This is a genomic window from Bradyrhizobium sp. JR3.5, assembly GCF_054057015.1.
In genome coordinates, this window is record NZ_JBSRYV010000002.1 from 44,978 (window position 1) to 62,362 (window position 17,385).

A 17,385-nucleotide genomic window follows, 5' to 3' on the forward strand; every position below is an offset into this window, starting at 1 on the left:
GCGAGGTGGACGCCTATGACCAAGCCGATCGACTACAATCCCTGCCTGGAGTGCAAGCTGTGCGTGGCCGCCTGCCCGGTCGGCGCCATCAAGCCGGACGGCGGCTTCGATTTCCTGTCCTGCCACACCCACAATTATCACGACTTCCTCGGCAACTTCACGCAGTGGGTGGAGAAGGTCGCGGACTCCAAGGACGCCAATGATTATCGCGCGCGCGTCCCCCGCACCGAGACGCTGAACATCTGGCAATCGCTGTCGTTCAAGCCGGGCTACAAGGCAGCCTATTGCATCTCGGCCTGTCCGGCCGGCGAAGACGTGATCGGCCCCTTCCTGCATGATCGGGACGCGCATTTCACTGAGGTGGTGCAGCCGCTGATCAACAAGGACGAGTTCGTCTACGTGATCCCGGATACCGACGCCGAGGACACGGTGACGCGGCGCTTTCCGCACAAGAAGGTCCAGCATGTCACGTCCGGCCGCCATACCGGCAGCATCCAGGCCTACATCTTCTCGCTCTCGCTCTAGGATTTCAGCGCGGCAGGGCGCGCGGTCTGGATTTCGTGACGCATCTGCGCTTCACCGGGGCAAGCGCGCTGGACATGACAGTCGTGATCAAGGGCAAGGATCTGCAGGTGGTGCCGGGGCGTCATGTCGGAGACGCGGCGCTGAACATCACCGCCGATACCCAGGCATGGCTGCGCATCCAGAACCGCGACCTCGACCTGACCGACGCGATTGCATCAGAGCTGGTGAGCTTCAGCGATGAGAAGCTGTTCGCCGCCTACATGCGGTGCTTCCCGCTATAATCGGCTGCGTAGGGTGCGGTAGCCGAAGGCGTAACCCACCATCTTTCATTGCCGCACAAAGTTGGCGGGTTACGTGGCGCTAACCCGCCCTACGATCTTTAACCCGCCTTACCTCTCCACGTCATTGCGAGCGAAGCGAAGCAATCCATCTGTCCGCGCACGCAGATGGAGGGATTGCTTCGTCGCTTCGCTCCTCGCAATGACGGCGTCGTGCGTCACACCAACAGACCACCGCCATCAACCGCAAGAATCTGCCCGGTCACGTAGCTGTTCAGCATCAGATAGACATAAGCCGCGGCCGCCTCGCTCGGCGATGCGGCGCGCGGTAACGGCAAGCCTGCCACGTAGCCGCGCACCCTCTCCTCCGGCATCTGCTTGACGCGCTCGGTGAGAATGAGCCCTGGGCAGACGGCATTGACGCGGACTGGCGCAAGATCGACGGCAAGGCCGCGGGCCAGGCTCTCCATGGCACCCGCGGCCGCGGTAACAAACGGCATCCCCTTTTGCGGGCGGTGTGCCAGCAGGCCACCGGTCAGCGTGATCGATCCGTTCGCAGCGATCACGCGGCTGGCGTGCTTGACCGCCGCGAGCGAGCCCCAGAATCGAAGAGTGAGAGCCTCGCGCGCTGCAACGAGATCGAGATCACGCGTGGCACCGAACGCCGGGAGGCCCCGATCGCCCGCCGTGATCGCGAGGTGATCGAAGGCGCCGACGCGATCGAAGAAGCGCGACGCGCTGGCTTCGTCGCGCAGATCGACGGTCATGCCCGCAGATCCCGGCAGCCGCGCGACCGCCGCATCGACATTGGCCGGCTTGCTGGAAGCAATCACCACCTCCGCGCCCTGCTCCCGCGCGAGCGCAGCGACGGCAAAGCCGATCCCCGACGATCCCCCGATTGCGATCACGCGCTTGCCGTCGAGCGACATCTTGGCGTCTGTCATGGTCCGTCCTCCGCGGCAGCTACGCGAAATAAGCGGGATGATCGATGTCGGCGATCAGTCCAGGCTGCCGCGGCTGCCAGTCGAGCCGCGCGCGCGTCCGCGCACTCGAGGTCGGCACATCGAAGGCGACGAACCGGCTGAACATGCCGAAATGCTCGGCCGCCTCCTCTGAAGACTTCGACACCAGCGGAACGTCGAGCCGGCGGGCGATGACCTCGGCGATCGCCTTGAACGGCACGCCCTCGTCGGCGACCGCATGGAACGGGCCGCCTTCGACCGCCGCGCTCGAGCGCGAGCCGGTAGACGTGGGCTGCATCCAGCCGATGCACGCCGGGCCAACGGTTCTGTCCCTCGCCGATATAGACAGAGGCGCCCTTCTCGCGCGCAAAGGCGACGAGGCGCGGCACGAAGCCGTGGTCGCCGTGACCATGCACCGAGGGCGGCAGCCGGACCACCGCGGCATGCACGCCGCGCGATGCCACCGCCATCGTCGTCGCCTCGGACGCACGCGGATAGGCCTCGGAGACCGGAATCGGCGGATCCTCTTCGGTGGCGACGCGGCCCTGCGCCACCCGCGCGACGCCCGATGTCGTGATCAGCGGACGTTTCGAGCCTTCGAGCACGGCACCGAGCGTCTCGATCGCCCGCCGGTCGTCCGCGCAGTTCTGCGCAAACCTCGAGAAGTCGTGGTTGAAGGCGCAATGGATCACGGCATCCGCCTGCGCGGCGCCGCTCTTCAGGCTGTCGAGATCTTCCAGTGTTCCGTAGTGAACCTCGGCGCCGGCGGCGGCGAGCGCTGCCGCGCCCTTGTCGGAGCGGGTCATGCCGAGCACCCGATGGCCGGCGGCAATCAGATCATTCACGACAGCCGAGCCGACCCAACCGGTGGCTCCAGTGACAAACACGCGCATCAGCAAGTCTCCAGGTTTTGCTGGCGACAAATCTGGGTCGCTGCGCTATCGTGGTAAAGTAGTGACGTTATCATGGTATAATGGCTAACAGGATGAGCGAACCGCTCACGTATGAGAACCTGCTCGGCGCCTATCTGAAGGACCGCCGCAGCAAGCTCGATCCTGCAACGTTCGGCTTTCCACCGGAGCGGCGACGCACGCCGGGCCTGCGCCGCGAGGAAGTCGCGCAGCGCGCCAACATCTCGGCGACCTGGTACACCTGGCTCGAGCAGGGCCGCGGCGGCGCGCCGTCAGCCGATGTGCTGGACCGCATCGCGCGGGCGCTGATGCTGACGGAGGTCGAGCGCGAGCATCTGTTCCTGCTCGGGCCTCGGCCGCACGCCCGAGGTGCGTTACCAAAAGAATGAAGGCGTGACGCCGCGGCTGCAGCGCGTGCTCGACGCGTTGCTGCCGAGCCCCGCCGTGATCAGGACTGCGACATGGGATATCGTCGCCTGGAACCGGGCGGCGACCGTGATGCTGACGGACTATGGATCGCTGGCGCCGCGCGAGCGCAACGTGCTGCGCTTCATGTTCCTCGATCCGCGCGTCCGCGCCGCGCAACACGACTGGGCGAGCGTGGCGCGCTTCGTCGTTGGCGCCTTCAGGGTGGACGCGATGCGCGCCGGCGCGGCCGCCGAGGTGCAACCTTTTGTCGATGAGCTCTGCCGGCTCAGCCCGGAATTCGCGGCGCTGTGGCGCGACAACGACGTGCGAACCCATGGCGAGGGCGTCAAGCAGCTCCAGCACCCGATCCTCGGCCCGGTCAAGTTCGAATACTCAGCGTTCGCGGTCGATGGCCGGTCCGACCTCAGCATGATCGTCTACAATCCTGTTGACCCGGAGGTGACGGAGAAGATCCGCGGGCTGATGGATGCCGCACCGGCAGTGGCCTAGTCCCGTGCCGCCGCCGTCGGCCGCCAGACCAGCAGCCGCTTCTCCACGACAGTCACCGCCATGTCGATCAGAATGACGAAGGCCGACAGCACGAACATGCCGGCGAACACGCCGGCGACGTCGAACACGCCCTCGGCCTGCTGGATCAGATAGCCGAGGCCGGCCGCTGAGCCGAGATATTCGCCGACCACCGCGCCGACCACGGCAAAGCCGACCGAGGTGTGCAGCGAGGAGAACATCCAGGACAGCGCCGAGGGCCAGTAGACGTGGCGCATCAGCTGCCGCTCGTTCATGCCAAGCATGCGGCCGTTGTCGAGCACCGTGGTCGGCACTTCCTTGACGCCCTGGTAGACGTTGAAGAATACGATGAAGAACACCAGCGTCACGCCGAGCGCGACCTTGGACCAGACGCCGAGCCCGAACCACAGCGCGAAGATCGGCGCCAGCACCACGCGCGGCAGCGCGTTGACCATCTTCACATAGGGATCGAACACCGCGGCGACACGCGGCTGCCGCGCGAACCAGAAGCCGACCAGGATGCCGCCGGCCGAACCGATCACGAAGGCGAGGATGGATTCCCACAAGGTGATCGCAAGATGCTTCCAGATCACACCGGTCGAGAACCATTTTACAATCTGGCTGAAGACGTCGACCGGATTGGAGAAGAAGAACGGCGGCAGCAGCACCTTGCCGAAAACCGGCACGGTGGCAAATAACTGCCACAAGGCCAGCGTGACGACCGCGACCAGAACCTGCAGGGACAGCAACGTGACGCGCGACATCAGGCGGCCCCCGCCTGCGTCGACTGCACGTAGCCCTTCATCACCTCGTCCTTCAGCACGCCCCAGATCTCGCGGTGCAGGGCATGGAAATCCTTCTCCATCCGGATTTCGGCGATATCGCGCGGCCGCGGCAGCGTGATGCGCCAGTCGCCGATGATGCGCGCGCTGGGCCCGGCCGACATGATCACGACGCGGTCGGCAAGCGCGATCGCCTCCTCGAGATCGTGGGTGACGAACAGCACCGCCTTGCGGTCGGCGGTCCACAATTCCAGCAGCAGATTGCCCATGATCTGCCGGGTCTGGGCGTCGAGCGGGCCGAACGGCTCGTCCATCAGCAGGATCTTCGGATCGCGGATCAGGACCTGCGCGAGTGCGACGCGCTTGCGCTGGCCGCCCGACAGCATGTGCGGATAGCGGCCGGCGAAGGCGCCGAGCCCGACCGAGGTCAGCCATTGCTGCGCGCGCGCGAGCGCATCCGTGCGCGGCGTACCTCGGATCTCAAGCCCGATCGCGACATTGTCGATCGCGGTCTTCCACGGGAACAGCGCATCCGCCTGGAACAGATAACCGGCGTCGCGGTTGAGGCCACTGAGCGGCTTGTCGAAAATCCGCGCCGCCCCGGCAGCCGGTTTCAACAGCCCCGCGGTGACATTGAGCAGCGTCGACTTTCCGCATCCGGTCGGGCCGACAATGGCCACAAACTCGCCATGCGCGACCGAAAGATTGGCTCGCTCGACCGCGGTATAGACCCGTCCATCCGCCAACCGAAACGCCACCGTCGCACTGTCAAGCGCGACCGCCGTCGGCTCCGTCATCGCCACGCATTCCTCCCGAATATCAGGCACATGGCTTAGCGGTTCGCTCGGGCAAGTTCAACGCAGGAAGATGGCGCAGGACGCGTGCTGAGGGACCGCGGTCACGCGATTTTCAGAGAGGCCGGGTGGCGCACTGCGCAACCGGGGTTGCGCATCGCACCGACTTCGTCGAGGCTGCGGCCAAGGCCGTGGACAAGGAGACAATCATGCGGATCGCAGTGGTAGGCGCCGGAGGCGTCGGCGGCGGCTTTGGCGCGGCACTGGCGCATGCCGGCGCCGACGTCATCTTTATCGCGCGCGGCGCGCACCTCGTCGCCATGCGCAGCGAAGGTCTGAAGGTTCAGGGCGGCCGCGGCGAAACCCATCTGGTCCCGACCCAGGCGACCGACGACCCCGCAAGCGTCGGCCCGGTCGATATCGTACTGTTCTGCGTCAAGCTGTGGGACGTCGAGAGCGCCGGCGAGCACATCAAGCCGATGGTCGGTCCCGACACCGCGGTGATCCCGCTGCAGAACGGCATCGACGCGCCCGACCGGCTGATCCCGATCCTGGGCCGCGACGCCGTGATGGGCGGCGTGGCGCAGATCTCTGCCTCGATCATCAAGCCCGGCGTGATCAACCAGGTCGGCACCTTCATGCGGATGATCTTCGGCGAGCTCGACGGCCGCATCACGCCGCGCGGCAAGGCGCTGCTCGCGCTCTGCCTGAAGGCCGGCTTCGACGCCACGCTGAGCGAGCAGATCAACACCGAGCTGTGGATGAAGTTCGTTGGCCTCGCTACCAATGCCGGGATGACCGCGGTCACGCGCCAGCCGATCGGCAGGCTGCGCGCGACGATCCCGACCTGCGCCCGTTGTTCGTGTCGGCCTGCGAGGAGACCATCGCCGTCGCGCACGCCAGCGCCATCAAGCTGCCGCCGGACCCGCTTGCGAAAGTGCTCGACTTCATCGGCCACGCGCCGCCGGCGATGAAGGCCTCGATGGCGCTCGATCTCGAGCGCGGCAACCGGCTCGAACTGCCCTGGCTGAACGGCAAGGTGGTCGAGCTCGGCCGCAAGCTCGGCGTGCCGACCCCGACGCACGAATTCCTCTATGCCGTGCTGAAGCCCTATGCGATGGGCACGCCGTCGTAAGCAGGCGGTCGCGGTCGGAGCAGCGGCCCCGCTCAGGCATGTTGCGGCGGGGCAAGCGTGGCGACCTGATCCGTATGCACCGTGATGCTCGTGCCGCCATGTCCATCGCTCGCGGCGACGAAGGTGGACGCCATGTAGTTTCCGAGCAAGGCGATGCTGGCGGCGTGCACGCCGTCCGAGACGGCGATCGATCCGCCACCTGCGGTGTTGCCGGCAAAGCCCACGGTTTGCCCGGCCGCAAAACTGATATTGGCGAAATCGATCGCGTCGGCTCCCGTCATGCCCGCGACGGTGCCGGAGAAGTCGGCGGGGTCGTCGAGCTTCAATGTCCCGGAGCTTGATGCAAAGGAGATTTGCGCCGAGCTCGCCGACGCAAGCTCGAGGGTCTGTCCGGCTGGAATGATCGAGGGATCGCTGATCGTGAAGGCGCTGGACCAGGCGCCCCAGACGGTCCCGTCATTGGCCTTGATCCAGAGCGTGTCCGTGTCCGACCCGACATGATACGCAAGCTGGGAGAGCTGCGAGGCCGCGACGACGTTGTCCTGATTTGCTCCGAGCGCAACACCGTTCAGCGTGAAGTAGCCGTTGCCGCCTCCGCTATTCCAGACATCATATGATGTCGCGGAACTGCCGAACGGATCCGAATAGGTGAAGAGCGAGGACACCGAGAACGTCTGGCCCTGAACGGACAGCGTGCTCGAATTGGTCGGGGTCACCACCGGACCCGAGTCCACCGGCGCAGTCACGGTGAAAGCGCTTGACCATGATCCCCAGACGGTGCCGTCGTTCGCGCGGACCCACAGCGTGTCCGCGCCCGAGCCGGATTGATAGCTCAGCGACGCCAGCTGGGCTGCCGTGATGTAATTGTCCTGGTTGGGCGCAAGCGCCACCCCGCTCAAAGCAAAGTGCCCGCCACCTGTGCCCGTGTCCCAGACGTCATATTGGGTCGCGGCGCTGTTGAACGGATCGCTGTAGGTGAACAGCGACGAGACCGCATAGCTCTGACCGTGAGCCGCAACGATGATCGACACCGCTTCAACGGGCCCGCTGTCAACCGGAGCATTGACGGTGAAGGCGCTCGACCACGCTCCCCACACCGTGCCGTCATTGGCGCGGATCCAGAGCGTGTCGGTCCCCGAGCCGGATTGATAGGTCAATGACGACAGCTGCGCGGCCGTGATGTAGTTGTGCTGATTGGCCCGACAGCGCCGACCCGTTCAGAAGGAAGTGCCCGCCGCCTGTGCCCGTGTCCCAGACGTCATATTGGGTCGCAGCACTGTTGAACGGATCGCTGTAGGCGAACAGCGACGAGGCCGCATAGCCCTGGCCGTGGGTCGCGACGATGTTCGACACCGTCTCAACGGGTCCGCTGTCGAGGGGAGCATTGACGGTGAACGCGCTCGACCACGCGCCCCACACCGTGCCGTCATTGGCGCGGATCCAGAGCGTGTCGATGCCGGAGCCGGATTGATAGGTCAGCGACGCCAGCTGGGCGGCCGTGATGTAATTGTCCTGGTTGGCGGGCTGCGCCACGCCGTTCAGGAGGAAGTGCCCGCCGACGGTGCCGCTATCCCAGACATCGTACACGGTCGCGGCGCTGTTGAACGGATCGCTGTAGGTGAACAGCGACGAAGCCACATAGCTCTGGCCGTGGGGCGCGACGATGTTCGACACCGTCTCGACGGGCCCGGTGTCGACCGGAGCATTGACGGTGAAGGGGCTCGACCACGCTCCCCACACGGTGCCGTCATTGGCGCGGATCCAGAGCGTGTCGATGCCGGAGCCCGATTGATAGCTCAACGACGCCAGTTGGGCGGGCGTGATGTAGTTGTCCTGGTTGGCGGCAAGCGCCACCCCGTTCAGAACGAAGTGGCCGCCGCCTGTTCCCTTGTCCCAGACGTCATATTGCGTCGCAGGACTGTTGAACGGATCGCTGTAGGTGAACAAGGACGAGGCCGCATAACTCTGACCATGAGCCGCGACAATGTTCGACACCGCCTCAACGGGACCGCTGTCGACCGGCGCGGTGACCGTGAAAGCAGCCGACCATTGGCCCCACACCGTGCTGTCGTTGGCCCGGATCCAGAGCGTGTCCGCGCCGGAGCCGGATTGATAGGTCAATGACGACAGCTGCGCGGCCGTGATGTAGTTGTCCTGATTGGCGGCAAGCGCCACCCCGTTCAGGACGAAGTGGCCGCCACCGGTGCCGCTGTCCCAGACATCGTATTGGGTGGCTGCGAGGCCGAACGGGTCGTAATAGGTGAACAGCGACGACACGGCAAAGCTCTGGCCGTGCGTTGCCGTCACGTTTGCGGCCGCCACCACGGGCCCTTCAGGGGTTGCCGTAAATTCGCTCCAGGCGCTCCAGAATACGCCGTTGAACGCCTCCACCCACAGCTGGTCGCTCGCGGGACCGAACTGATAGGCAATGCTGGACCACTGTGAAGCAGCGACGTCGATCTCGACCCCGTTCGCCTGCGCCACCCCGCCCACGGTGAAGTGGCCGTTACCGGTGGAGTCCCAAAGCGCATATTCGATGACGGGCAGAGTACCGCTCGTCACATAGAACATGGACGACGCTGCAATCGAGGTTTGCACGCGGCCGGTTATGTTTGACGCGACCACCGTGGGCGCGACGTCGACCGCGCCGGAATTGTCGATGACGAAGTCGCCGCCCTCGCCGGCGATCTGTGTCAGCGAGACTTCAAATTGTACATCCCAGTTCTGGCCGGAATAGCTGTTTCCCCATGGATTACGAACGATGAAATTGCCCGTCGCACTGTCATAGCCGACGACTCCGAAGGCATGGTCCGGGACCAGCTGGATATTTCCGGCACTGTCGTACGTGTACGGAGACGTTGAGGGAATCTCCAGGATGACATCGTCGTGGTTGGAGAGCGCTGCGATATAGACGGACTTGTTGCTGTACCAGGAGGATGAACTGCTCAGATAATAGTTGACGCTCGTCGCGTCGGTCAGATTCTCCAGGACGTCTGTCGGAGGGTCCGCGGAAATGTTGTTGTAGCTGTTGACCGCCGGGTGCCCGATCTGCCCCGTTGCACTGAGCTGCGCGTAGGCCTTCTCCACCAACGCAACCCACATTGCAGTGGGCTGCTCATTATAGTTGTGGCCATAGTCAAGTTCGGTGCCACTGACGACTGGAAACTCGTCATTGACGGTCTCCCATGTCTCCTGACCATTGACATAGAAGCGCACGCCATAGGTGCCGTTTCCATTGTCCACGATCATGGAGCTCATGACCTGAGGGTGAAAGACGACGACGTCGATCAATCCCGACATCAGTTCGCAATCGCCGTCTGCTCCCTGACAGATGTCGTTGACGGTGGCCGCGCCCGTCGAAGAATACAACGGTCCGGTAACCGCGCTGTAGCCCTGCAATGTCCAGCCGCTCCCGCCTGCATCGGGCGGCAAAGTCGGGTCCGGAAGATCGGTCCCCTGGAACCACTTTCCGATCAGTTCAGACATCTGCGTCGACGTCGTGCCAACCTGCAGATTGCCGAGCGTGATGTGAGCAGTGCCGCCCCTGTCCAGGTGGCGTTGGCCGGATTCCCATCAACGAGCTGAACGAAAAGATGGGAGACATAATCCGATGTGGAGAGGCCGCTGTTCAGATTGGCCGCAATCAGCTGCAGCGAGTTCAGCTCATTCGCGGTGACACTCCCTCGATTGGCCACGTCCAGCCAGCAACTGGATGGCTTCAGCGTCGGTGAAGACGCCGTCCGCGGCAAAGTTGAGCATGTCGGACTTGATGCCGCTGTCGACCAGTGAATTGACCCAGCTTGCCGTCATGGAATTCCTTCGCAAGTCTTGACGCAATATGATTGCTGTCGGCCAGGCCTGTCCTGGCGAGGTTGCGCGCGTCCCGTCGCGACGAATCCGGCAATAGAATGCGTGACTATCGCCATAGTTGTGAACGAATTCGGGACGCGTGTCGATCTAGCCGAACGCTGCCAACAGCCAAAGCAGCCCGCATGATCGTGAAGATTCGTTAACGTCTGCCTGATGCGCCGTCCACCACCCGGGATCGCGGCAGGGTTTGGCCCCGACCGCCGCGCCGGGTCCCCAGGGAAGCCGAACCTAGTCCGGGTTCCCTGCCGAGCTTGACCCGCGCCGCCGTCGCTTCGATGCCCTGGCGCGCGCAGCATGAAGGGATGGCCGAGCGCCGCCGGCCCGACCGCATCACGCGCGTTCGGGAGCAGCCGGCTCGGCCCCCTGAAATCCCAGCAGAACTGAAATCTGCCGGCCGGCCTCACGCACCAGCTTCGAAAATTCCAGCAGCTTCTGCTCGTCGATGCGCGCGCCCGGTCCGTAGAGGCCGACCGAACCGACGACGTCGCCGCGGTGATCGAAGCAGGGCGCGGAGACCGCGACCGTGCCGGCGAATATCTCGCTGTGGCTGGTCGCATAGCCGTTGCGCCGCGCAAATGCCAGGGCTTCCTCCAGCCGCGCACGGTCGGCGCTGTTCGATATGGTGGCGAGGAGTTCGGCCCGCCGCGCCGGGTCCATGAAGGCCAGCATCGCCTTGCCGGTCGAGCCGCGGGTCAGGCTCAAACTGTCGCCGACGCCGCGGCTGATCGAGAGCACGTGACGGCTCTGGCATTCGAGGATGCAGATGCTGCGATCCTCCTGCACGCGGAACAGCGCGGCGGTCTCGCCGGTCGCCTCGCGCAGCCCTTCGACGACCGGGCGTGCGATCGCGACGACCTCGAGCCCCGTCAGCCAGACATGGGACAGTTTCATCACGCCATGGGACAGCCGGAAGCGCTGCGGATCGCCTTCGGCCTGGATCAGGTCGCGCTGCGCCAGCGTCTGCAGCAGACGATAGAGCGTCGGCCGGCTCAGCCCGACGCGCTTCTGGATCTCGATCACGCTCATCGCCGGCTGATCGGGGGTGAAACATTGCAGAATCGCGATCGCGCGGTCGACCGCGCGCACGCCTGACACCCCCTGCTCCGCGTCGTGAGCTTCCGCCTTCGGTTTCTTCGCCATCCGTCCACATCCGCAAATTCGGCAGGGCGCGCTGCATCCCGCGCGCTTGACCAATCGGCCCGCATGGATACTATCATATTATGAGAATAATGTCCATCAGACGGACATACTAAAAATGACGGAGGATTGGAATTGCTTCAGACAGACGCCACGCGCAGCTGGTCTGCGATCGCCGTGCTGATGCTCTCGACGTCGCTGGCATATGCCGCGCCCGATGGCTCGGGCATCTCCGACGGCGTGGTGCGGATTGCGGTCCTGGGCGATTACGGCAGCGGCCGCGATCTCGGCGGGCCGGGCTCGGTGACCGCCGCCAGGCTTGCCGCTGCGGATTTTCACAACAAGGTGCTGGGCAAGCCGATCGAGATCATCTCGGCCGATCACCAGAACAAGCCCGACGTCGCAGTCGGGATCGCGCGGCAATGGTTCGACGTCGAGCATGTCGACGCGGTGACCGACCTTGCGGTCAGCTCGGTCGGCCTCGCCGTCGCCGGGCTCGCGACACAGAGCAACCGGACCGCGCTGGTCTCGGGCGCCGCGACCTCCGATTTGACCGGCGACAAATGCTCGCCCGTCATCACGCATTGGGCCGACGACACCTACGCACTGTCGGCCGGATTGGTCGGCGAGCTGAGCCGCCGCGTCGGCAAGGAATGGTTCTTCGTTGCGGTCGACTATTCGTTCGGCACCGCCATGGTGAAGGATGCTTCGCGCGCGGTGACCGATGCCGGCGGCAAGGTCGTCGGCGCGGTACGCTATCCCTTCAACACCACCGACTTCTCGTCCTTCCTGCTGGCGGCGCAGAATTCCGGCGCCAAGGTGGTGGCACTGGCCGGCACCGGCGCCGACACCGTCAACGCGGTCAAGCAGACCCACGAATTCGGCCTGCAACAGGGTGGGCAAACCATCGTCGGCATGCTGACCTTCATCTCCGACGTCCATTCGATCGGCCTGCGCGACGCGCAGGGCATGTACATCGCGTCCCAATATTATTGGGATGACGACGACGGCACCCGCGCCTTTGCCAAGCGCTTCATCGAGATCGAGAAACGCGAGCCGACCAAGCTGCAAGCGGCGACCTATGCCGCCGTGCGCCACTATCTGAAGGCGATCGAGGCCGGCGGCAGCGACGAGGCCAAGGCGGTGAATGCCGAGATGCGCAAGCTGCCGGTCGATTTCTTCGGCCGCCCCGCGCACATCCGCAAAGACGGCCGCGTCGTCTACGACCTGTCGCTTTATCGCGTGAAGAAGCCGGACGAGAGCAAATATCCCTGGGATTACTACCAGAAGATCGCGGTCATTCCCGGCGACAAGGCGTTCCGCTCCGAGGGAACGGGCGGCTGCAAGCTTGACAAATAGGACGCACCACCATTCGCCGCGACGCACGGTCGCGCATGCAAGAACTAAGGAGGAGCCGATGCCGCTTCGCAACGATTTCGATCAACTTGTTGACGTCAAGGGTGGCTTCATCAGCCGCGAGATCTTCGTGGACGCCGACATCTACCGGCAGGAACTCGACAAGGTCTTCACGCGCGCCTGGCTGCTGGTCGGGCACGAAAGCCTTGTGCCCAATCCCGGCGACTTCTACACCTCGCGGATGGGCGAGGAATCCGTCATCCTCTGCCGCGACAAGAAAGGCGAGATCCACGTCTTCCTGAATTCGTGCCGGCACCGCGGCATGAAGGTGTGCCGCTACGAGCAGGGCAACACCTCGCTGTTCACCTGCCCGTATCACAGCTGGACCTACACCACAGACGGCAAGCTGCAGGGTGTTCCGCTGCACCGGACGCTCTATGACGGCGTGCTCGACCGCGAGGCCAACTCGCTGGTCTCGGTGGCGAAGCTCTGCAACTACAAGGGCTCGATCTGGGCGACCTGGGACAAGGATGCGCCCGACTTCATCACCTATCTCGGCGATGCCAGGATCCACCTCGACCAGGCGCTCGACTGCCGCGACGGCCGCGAGGGCGGCTCCGAGGTGATCGGCGTCCACAAATGGGTATTCCCGGCCAATTGGAAATTCGCCGCCGAGAATTTCCTCGGCGACACCTATCACAATCCGAGCCACCGCTCGGTCGATCTGATCGGCATCGGGCCGAGCGCCGCGGCCGGCAAGAAGGGCCGCCGCGACGACGAACTGGAGAAGGCACAGCACGTCTGGATCAGTTTTCCGGGAGGCCACGGCGTGCACAGGAGCGCGATCCAGCCGGAAGCCAACGAATACACCGAGTCCTTCCTCGACAATCCGATCCTCGAACAATACTTCCGGCACTGTTTCGAGGAGCGCAAGCGGCGGCTCGGCGAAGGCGCGCGGCTGCTGCCCTTCGTCGGCACGATCTTCCCCAACACCTCCTATCACGGTCGTCAGCCGCGCGGACTTTGCGCCTGGCATCCGCACAGCCCGACCTCGACCGAAGGCTGGCGCTTCTTCCTGGTCGACAAGGACGCACCACAGGAAGCCAAGGACTATCTGCGCCACTACTACATGCGCTACTCCGGCCCGGCCGGCATGACCGAGCAGGACGACATGGAGAACTGGCTCTATGCGACCGCCGCGAGCACCGGCACGGTCGCGCGGCGCTATCCCTTCAACTATCAGCAGTCGATGGGCGCCTACGTCACCGATCATCCGCTCGGCGGCGATGTCTCCACGCAAGTCACCGAGCAGATCGCGCGCGGCTTCTACCGCCGCTGGACCACCTACATGCAGGGCGGCGACTGGCACGAGTTGCTTGGATCCCCCGCGGGCAGCCGGGAGGCCGCAGAATGACCGCGCCCCGAAAAACCGTCCTCGTCAGCGGGGGCACCTTCGGCATCGGCCGCGCGATCACCCTCGGCCTCGCCCGCCGCGGCCATGCGGTGGTGGCGTTCGGCCTCGAGGCGCCACAGGTCTCGAGCACCGCACAGAACGCCATTCCGGCCCTGCGCCAAGAGCTCGATCGCGAAGGCCTCTCCGCCGAATTGACGGAAGCCGATGTGTCGCAATCGGGCGATGTCGGCAGAGTGGTCGCACAGGCCATGGCGCGGTTCGGCCGCATCGACGGCGTCGTCAACAACGCCGCGATCGGTCCGCTCGGCACCGTGCTCGACACCGACGAGGCACTGTTCGATCGCATTATCGCCGTCAATCTGAAGGGACCGTATCTCACCAGTCGCGCGGCAGTCCCCCACATGATCGCGCAGGGCGGCGGCTCGATCGTCAACATCGGATCCGGCGCCGGCTGGGGCAAGCCGAACATGGCGGTCTACAGCGCGAGCAAGGGCGGCGTCGTCGCGTTGAGCGCGGCGATGGCCTACGACTTCTTCCACCAGCGCATCCGCGTCAACACCGTGATCCCCGGTGGCGGCGGCATCGTCAGCGGCATGAGCCTTGGCCGGGTCGGTGGCGACGCCGCGCGCTTCGGCAAGGGCGCGCCCGGCACCGCCGCGGGCCGGGTCGCTAGCGGCGACGACATCGCCAATGTCGTGGCCTTCCTGCTGTCGCCGGAAGCCGAAACGCTGTCCGGCACCGTGATCGACGTCGGCTGCTTCGCGCAACAAGGCGGACCGATTCCGCCCGCTCCGGCAACCTGACAACCCGCGATCCCTGAAGAGGAGATACCGATGACGACGAGTGTTCAGGATCACGACAAGCAAGCGCACCTTGCCGGCGCCGCGATCGAACGATCGGCGGCCTATTACCGCCTGAAGGCCGATGTCGAGGATTTCTACTACCACGAGGCCGACCTGCTCGATGACCGGCGCTTCCGCGACTGGCTCGAGCTGCTCGCCGAGGACGTCAGCTACTTCATGCCGATCCGGCGCAATGTGAAGTTCGGCCAGCAGGCCACACGCGAAAACACCAAACGCGGCGAAGGCATCAGCTGGTTCGACGAGGACAAATGGACGTTGACCAAACGGGTCGAACAGATCCTGACCGGCGTGCATTACGCGGAAGAGCCGCTGTCGCGGATCACGCACATGGTCAGCAACGTGCAGATCAAGGGCGCGCGGCCGGATATCGGCGCGGCGCGCGAGCTCGATGTCACCAGCCGCTTCCTCGTCTATCAGAACCGCGTCGAGTACGAGACCTACATCTTCGTCGGCCGCCGCAACGACACGCTGCGCCTGACCGACAACGCCTGGAAGATCGCGAGGCGCGAGATATTGCTTGAACAGAATATCCTGCTGGCCAAAAATCTCACCACGTTCTTCTGAGCAAGGTGTGGTGCGATGATTGACGTGACGGCGATCAAGGTGGGGACGCGGCTCAAACTGGAGGCGGGCGTCGTCGCCGAGGTGGTGGAGAACATGGACGACGGCCAGTGGCTGCAAGTGCGCTATCTGGAGTCCCCTGCCCGTCCGGGCGATGTCGGCACGGTGGAGCTTTGCCATGCCCAGGACGTCGTAGAGGTTCTCAGCGACTAGTTCCAGCCAACGGACCATCGATCATGCTGCGATTTGAATACATGCCGAGCGATTTCCATCCGCTTTTTCTGTTCCTCGGCGAGGCCGCCGATCTTGCCGCGCTGGCAAGGCTGTTGCGGCGCTTTGCCGAGAACCCGCAGGCCGTTGCCGTGGCGGAGCGTATTCCCGGCGCGGTCTCGCGCAACGAGGTGGTGCTGGCGCCCGCCGACGAGGAATTCGGCATGCGCGATCTCGGCGGACGGTTTGCCTGGAAGCTGACGGATTGGCAGGCGGAGCGGATCGCCGAGCGCATCGAACTCCTGACGCCTGAGGATAACAAGTCCGGCTCGGAGCTCGTCGAGATCGGCAGCGAGGGCGAAATCCCGGTCAAGGTCTCGCGCGGCGAGTTCACCGATGACTTCCTTGTCACGCGCAGATAGCGGCGGATGGATCGCGTGAGCGCAAACCGCAGGCCAAAAGTCCTGATTGCCGGCGCCGGGATCGGTGGCCTCGTCGCGGGGCTGTCGCTGCTGCAACGGGGGATCGAGGTTGAGATCTTCGAACAGGCATCGGAGCTGCGCGAGCTCGGCGCCGGCGTCCAGCTCAGCGCCAACGGCACAAGGGTCCTGATTGCCCTCGGCCTCGAGCAACAAATGCAGGCGATCGCTTGCGAGCCCTCGGGCAAGGAGATCCGGCTGTTCAGCACCGGGCGGACCTGGAAGCTGTTCGACCTCGGCGCCTCTTCGCGAGCAATCTATGGCGCGCCCTACTGGATGGTGCATCGTGGCGACTGTCACCGCGTGCTGGTTCGACGCATTCAGTGCACGGGCACCGGGACGCCTGCATCTCAACAGCCGCTGCGCCGGCTTTGACGAGGATGGTGACGGCATCTGGCTGCATCTCGCCAATGGCGAGCGGCGCCGCGGCGACGTCGTGATCGGCGCCGACGGCGTGCACTCCGAGATTCGCCGGCAGATCGGTGGCGACACAAAGCCATTCTTCTCAGGTGTGGCCGCCTGGCGCGGCCTGGTCCCGATGCAGCGGCTACCGGCGAGCCTCAGGCGCGACGTCGGCACCAACTGGGTCGGTCCGGGCGGCCATGTCATCACCTATCCGGTTCGCCGCGGCGAGTTGTTGAACTTCGTCGGCATCTTCGAGGGCGAGAGCTGGTCGGTCGAATCGTGGACCGAACGCGGCACGCGGGAGGCCTGCGGCGCTGCTTTTGCCGGATGGAATCCGGATATCCACACCATCATCGACAACCTCGATATTCCCTACAAATGGGCATTGCTTGGCCGCGATCCGCTCGGTCGCTTCGCCGTGGGGCGGGCCTGCGTGCTCGGCGACGCCGCGCATCCGACACTGCCGTTCCTGGCCCAAGGGGCCAACATGGCGATCGAGGACGGCATGGTGCTGGCACGCTGCGTCGAATGCTTCCCGCCCGAAGAGGCGCTGCAGCGCTATCAGGCCGCGCGGCTGACGCGGACGAATATGATCGTGATGAAGTCCGCCGAGAATACCAGGCGCTTCCACAATCCGGCGCTCGCCGACGCTGAAGGCGCCGACGCCTATGTCTCGCGCGAATGGCAACCGGACCGGGTGCGCGAGCGCTATGATTGGCTGTTCACCTACGACGCCTTGAACGTGCCGGTCTGACGGCAGGCATTCG

19 protein-coding genes and 2 pseudogenes are annotated in these 17,385 nt (G+C 64.8%); 13 read left to right on the forward strand and 8 right to left on the reverse strand.

All coding sequences use genetic code 11. The annotated features are described in order from the left end of the window. The first annotated feature begins 15 nt into the window (after positions 1–15). Together ACVWW1_RS16790 and ACVWW1_RS16795 are read left to right on the forward strand one after the other, a co-directional pair. Positions 16–525, forward strand: a complete 510-nt coding sequence (locus ACVWW1_RS16790; RefSeq protein WP_456656728.1) for a 4Fe-4S binding protein — start codon at positions 16–18, stop codon at positions 523–525. Positions 526–560: 35 nt separating this feature from the next. Next, complete coding sequence (locus ACVWW1_RS16795; protein ID WP_456656729.1) at positions 561–806, forward strand: hypothetical protein; 246 nt, start codon at positions 561–563, stop codon at positions 804–806. A 215-nt stretch (positions 807–1,021) separates the two neighbouring features. Here the strand turns inward: ACVWW1_RS16795 and ACVWW1_RS16800 are convergent, their stop codons facing one another. Next, on the reverse strand, positions 1,022–1,747 hold the full coding sequence (locus tag ACVWW1_RS16800) for an SDR family oxidoreductase (protein ID WP_456656730.1): 726 nt from the start codon (positions 1,745–1,747) through the stop codon (positions 1,022–1,024). 19 nt (positions 1,748–1,766) lie between these two features. Next, a pseudogene (locus ACVWW1_RS16805) lies at positions 1,767–2,658 on the reverse strand (SDR family oxidoreductase). Positions 2,659–2,750: 92 nt separating this feature from the next. On the opposite strand from ACVWW1_RS16805, the pseudogene ACVWW1_RS16810 reads away from it, so the two are divergent. Further along, positions 2,751–3,594, forward strand: a pseudogene (locus tag ACVWW1_RS16810) (helix-turn-helix transcriptional regulator). Here the strand turns inward: ACVWW1_RS16810 and ACVWW1_RS16815 are convergent. Together ACVWW1_RS16815 and ACVWW1_RS16820 are read right to left on the reverse strand one after the other, a co-directional pair. After that, positions 3,591–4,376 (reverse strand): ABC transporter permease, encoded by a 786-nt coding sequence (locus tag ACVWW1_RS16815; RefSeq protein WP_456656731.1) that lies wholly within the window; start codon positions 4,374–4,376, stop codon positions 3,591–3,593. The pseudogene ACVWW1_RS16810 and the gene ACVWW1_RS16815 sit on opposite strands and share 4 nt — an antisense overlap. Next, entirely contained in the window at positions 4,376–5,191 is an 816-nt protein-coding gene (locus ACVWW1_RS16820; RefSeq protein ID WP_456660600.1) for an ABC transporter ATP-binding protein, read from the reverse strand. Before ACVWW1_RS16820 ends, ACVWW1_RS16815 begins: the two co-directional genes overlap by 1 nt. A 125-nt stretch (positions 5,192–5,316) precedes the next feature. Between ACVWW1_RS16820 and ACVWW1_RS16825 the strand changes: the two genes are divergently transcribed. Continuing rightward, positions 5,317–6,162, forward strand: coding sequence for a ketopantoate reductase family protein (locus ACVWW1_RS16825; RefSeq protein WP_456656732.1), 846 nt, complete (start codon positions 5,317–5,319; stop codon positions 6,160–6,162). Beyond that, entirely contained in the window at positions 6,051–6,323 is a 273-nt protein-coding gene (locus tag ACVWW1_RS16830; protein ID WP_456656733.1) for a ketopantoate reductase family protein, read from the forward strand. The genes ACVWW1_RS16825 and ACVWW1_RS16830 overlap by 112 nt, the downstream gene beginning before the upstream one ends. A 32-nt stretch (positions 6,324–6,355) precedes the next feature. On the opposite strand, the gene ACVWW1_RS16835 is transcribed toward ACVWW1_RS16830, so the two are convergent. The 4 genes from ACVWW1_RS16835 to ACVWW1_RS16850 all read right to left on the reverse strand — a co-directional run bounded on the left by ACVWW1_RS16835 (position 6,356) and on the right by ACVWW1_RS16850 (position 11,333). Next, positions 6,356–7,480, reverse strand: coding sequence for a hypothetical protein (locus ACVWW1_RS16835; RefSeq protein ID WP_456656734.1), 1,125 nt, complete (start codon positions 7,478–7,480; stop codon positions 6,356–6,358). After that, on the reverse strand, positions 7,428–9,809 hold the full coding sequence (locus tag ACVWW1_RS16840; RefSeq protein WP_456656735.1) for a C2 family cysteine protease: 2,382 nt from the start codon (positions 9,807–9,809) through the stop codon (positions 7,428–7,430). Before ACVWW1_RS16840 ends, ACVWW1_RS16835 begins: the two co-directional genes overlap by 53 nt. A gap of 177 nt (positions 9,810–9,986) precedes the next feature. Further along, complete coding sequence (locus tag ACVWW1_RS16845; RefSeq protein ID WP_456656736.1) at positions 9,987–10,133, reverse strand: hypothetical protein; 147 nt, start codon at positions 10,131–10,133, stop codon at positions 9,987–9,989. A 390-nt stretch (positions 10,134–10,523) separates the two neighbouring features. Beyond that, a complete protein-coding gene (locus ACVWW1_RS16850) occupies positions 10,524–11,333 on the reverse strand; it encodes an IclR family transcriptional regulator (protein WP_456656737.1) in 810 nt (269 codons plus the stop codon). Between the two features lie 126 nt (positions 11,334–11,459). Here ACVWW1_RS16850 and ACVWW1_RS16855 point away from each other — a divergent pair, with 126 nt between their 5' ends. The 8 genes from ACVWW1_RS16855 to ACVWW1_RS16890 are packed head-to-tail and all read left to right on the forward strand — an operon-like array spanning position 11,460 to position 17,372. After that, positions 11,460–12,689 (forward strand): ABC transporter substrate-binding protein, encoded by a 1,230-nt coding sequence (locus tag ACVWW1_RS16855; protein WP_456656738.1) that lies wholly within the window; start codon positions 11,460–11,462, stop codon positions 12,687–12,689. Between the two features lie 58 nt (positions 12,690–12,747). Further along, the gene (locus tag ACVWW1_RS16860; protein WP_456656739.1) at positions 12,748–14,100 is read left to right on the forward strand and encodes an aromatic ring-hydroxylating oxygenase subunit alpha; all 1,353 of its coding nucleotides are present in this window, start codon (positions 12,748–12,750) and stop codon (positions 14,098–14,100) included. Beyond that, a complete protein-coding gene (locus ACVWW1_RS16865; protein ID WP_456656740.1) occupies positions 14,097–14,903 on the forward strand; it encodes an SDR family NAD(P)-dependent oxidoreductase in 807 nt (268 codons plus the stop codon). The genes ACVWW1_RS16860 and ACVWW1_RS16865 overlap by 4 nt, the downstream gene beginning before the upstream one ends. A 30-nt stretch (positions 14,904–14,933) precedes the next feature. Beyond that, positions 14,934–15,527: a 3-phenylpropionate/cinnamic acid dioxygenase subunit beta gene (locus ACVWW1_RS16870; RefSeq protein ID WP_456656741.1), complete on the forward strand. Its 594-nt coding sequence runs from the start codon at positions 14,934–14,936 to the stop codon at positions 15,525–15,527. 15 nt (positions 15,528–15,542) lie between these two features. Continuing rightward, positions 15,543–15,737: a hypothetical protein gene (locus tag ACVWW1_RS16875; protein WP_176529905.1), complete on the forward strand. Its 195-nt coding sequence runs from the start codon at positions 15,543–15,545 to the stop codon at positions 15,735–15,737. A gap of 23 nt (positions 15,738–15,760) precedes the next feature. Continuing rightward, complete coding sequence (locus ACVWW1_RS16880; RefSeq protein ID WP_456656742.1) at positions 15,761–16,156, forward strand: hypothetical protein; 396 nt, start codon at positions 15,761–15,763, stop codon at positions 16,154–16,156. A gap of 15 nt (positions 16,157–16,171) precedes the next feature. After that, the gene (locus ACVWW1_RS16885) at positions 16,172–16,588 is read left to right on the forward strand and encodes an FAD-dependent monooxygenase (RefSeq protein WP_456656743.1); all 417 of its coding nucleotides are present in this window, start codon (positions 16,172–16,174) and stop codon (positions 16,586–16,588) included. Next, positions 16,500–17,372: an FAD-dependent monooxygenase gene (locus tag ACVWW1_RS16890; protein ID WP_456656744.1), complete on the forward strand. Its 873-nt coding sequence runs from the start codon at positions 16,500–16,502 to the stop codon at positions 17,370–17,372. Before ACVWW1_RS16885 ends, ACVWW1_RS16890 begins: the two co-directional genes overlap by 89 nt. The last annotated feature ends 13 nt before the right edge of the window (positions 17,373–17,385 follow it).

Coding starts and splice junctions, on each gene's coding strand:
- ACVWW1_RS16880 (WP_456656742.1), top strand. CDS start 15,761: ATGCTGCGATTTGAATACATGCCGAGCGATTTCCATCCGCTTTTTCTG.
- ACVWW1_RS16840 (WP_456656735.1), bottom strand. CDS start 9,809: ATGTCTGAACTGATCGGAAAGTGGTTCCAGGGGACCGATCTTCCGGAC.
- ACVWW1_RS16845 (WP_456656736.1), bottom strand. CDS start 10,133: ATGACGGCAAGCTGGGTCAATTCACTGGTCGACAGCGGCATCAAGTCC.
- ACVWW1_RS16875 (WP_176529905.1), top strand. CDS start 15,543: ATGATTGACGTGACGGCGATCAAGGTGGGGACGCGGCTCAAACTGGAG.
- ACVWW1_RS16860 (WP_456656739.1), top strand. CDS start 12,748: ATGCCGCTTCGCAACGATTTCGATCAACTTGTTGACGTCAAGGGTGGC.
- ACVWW1_RS16815 (WP_456656731.1), bottom strand. CDS start 4,376: ATGTCGCGCGTCACGTTGCTGTCCCTGCAGGTTCTGGTCGCGGTCGTC.
- ACVWW1_RS16790 (WP_456656728.1), top strand. CDS start 16: ATGACCAAGCCGATCGACTACAATCCCTGCCTGGAGTGCAAGCTGTGC.
- ACVWW1_RS16820 (WP_456660600.1), bottom strand. CDS start 5,191: ATGACGGAGCCGACGGCGGTCGCGCTTGACAGTGCGACGGTGGCGTTT.
- ACVWW1_RS16850 (WP_456656737.1), bottom strand. CDS start 11,333: ATGGCGAAGAAACCGAAGGCGGAAGCTCACGACGCGGAGCAGGGGGTG.
- ACVWW1_RS16865 (WP_456656740.1), top strand. CDS start 14,097: ATGACCGCGCCCCGAAAAACCGTCCTCGTCAGCGGGGGCACCTTCGGC.
- ACVWW1_RS16870 (WP_456656741.1), top strand. CDS start 14,934: ATGACGACGAGTGTTCAGGATCACGACAAGCAAGCGCACCTTGCCGGC.
- ACVWW1_RS16800 (WP_456656730.1), bottom strand. CDS start 1,747: ATGACAGACGCCAAGATGTCGCTCGACGGCAAGCGCGTGATCGCAATC.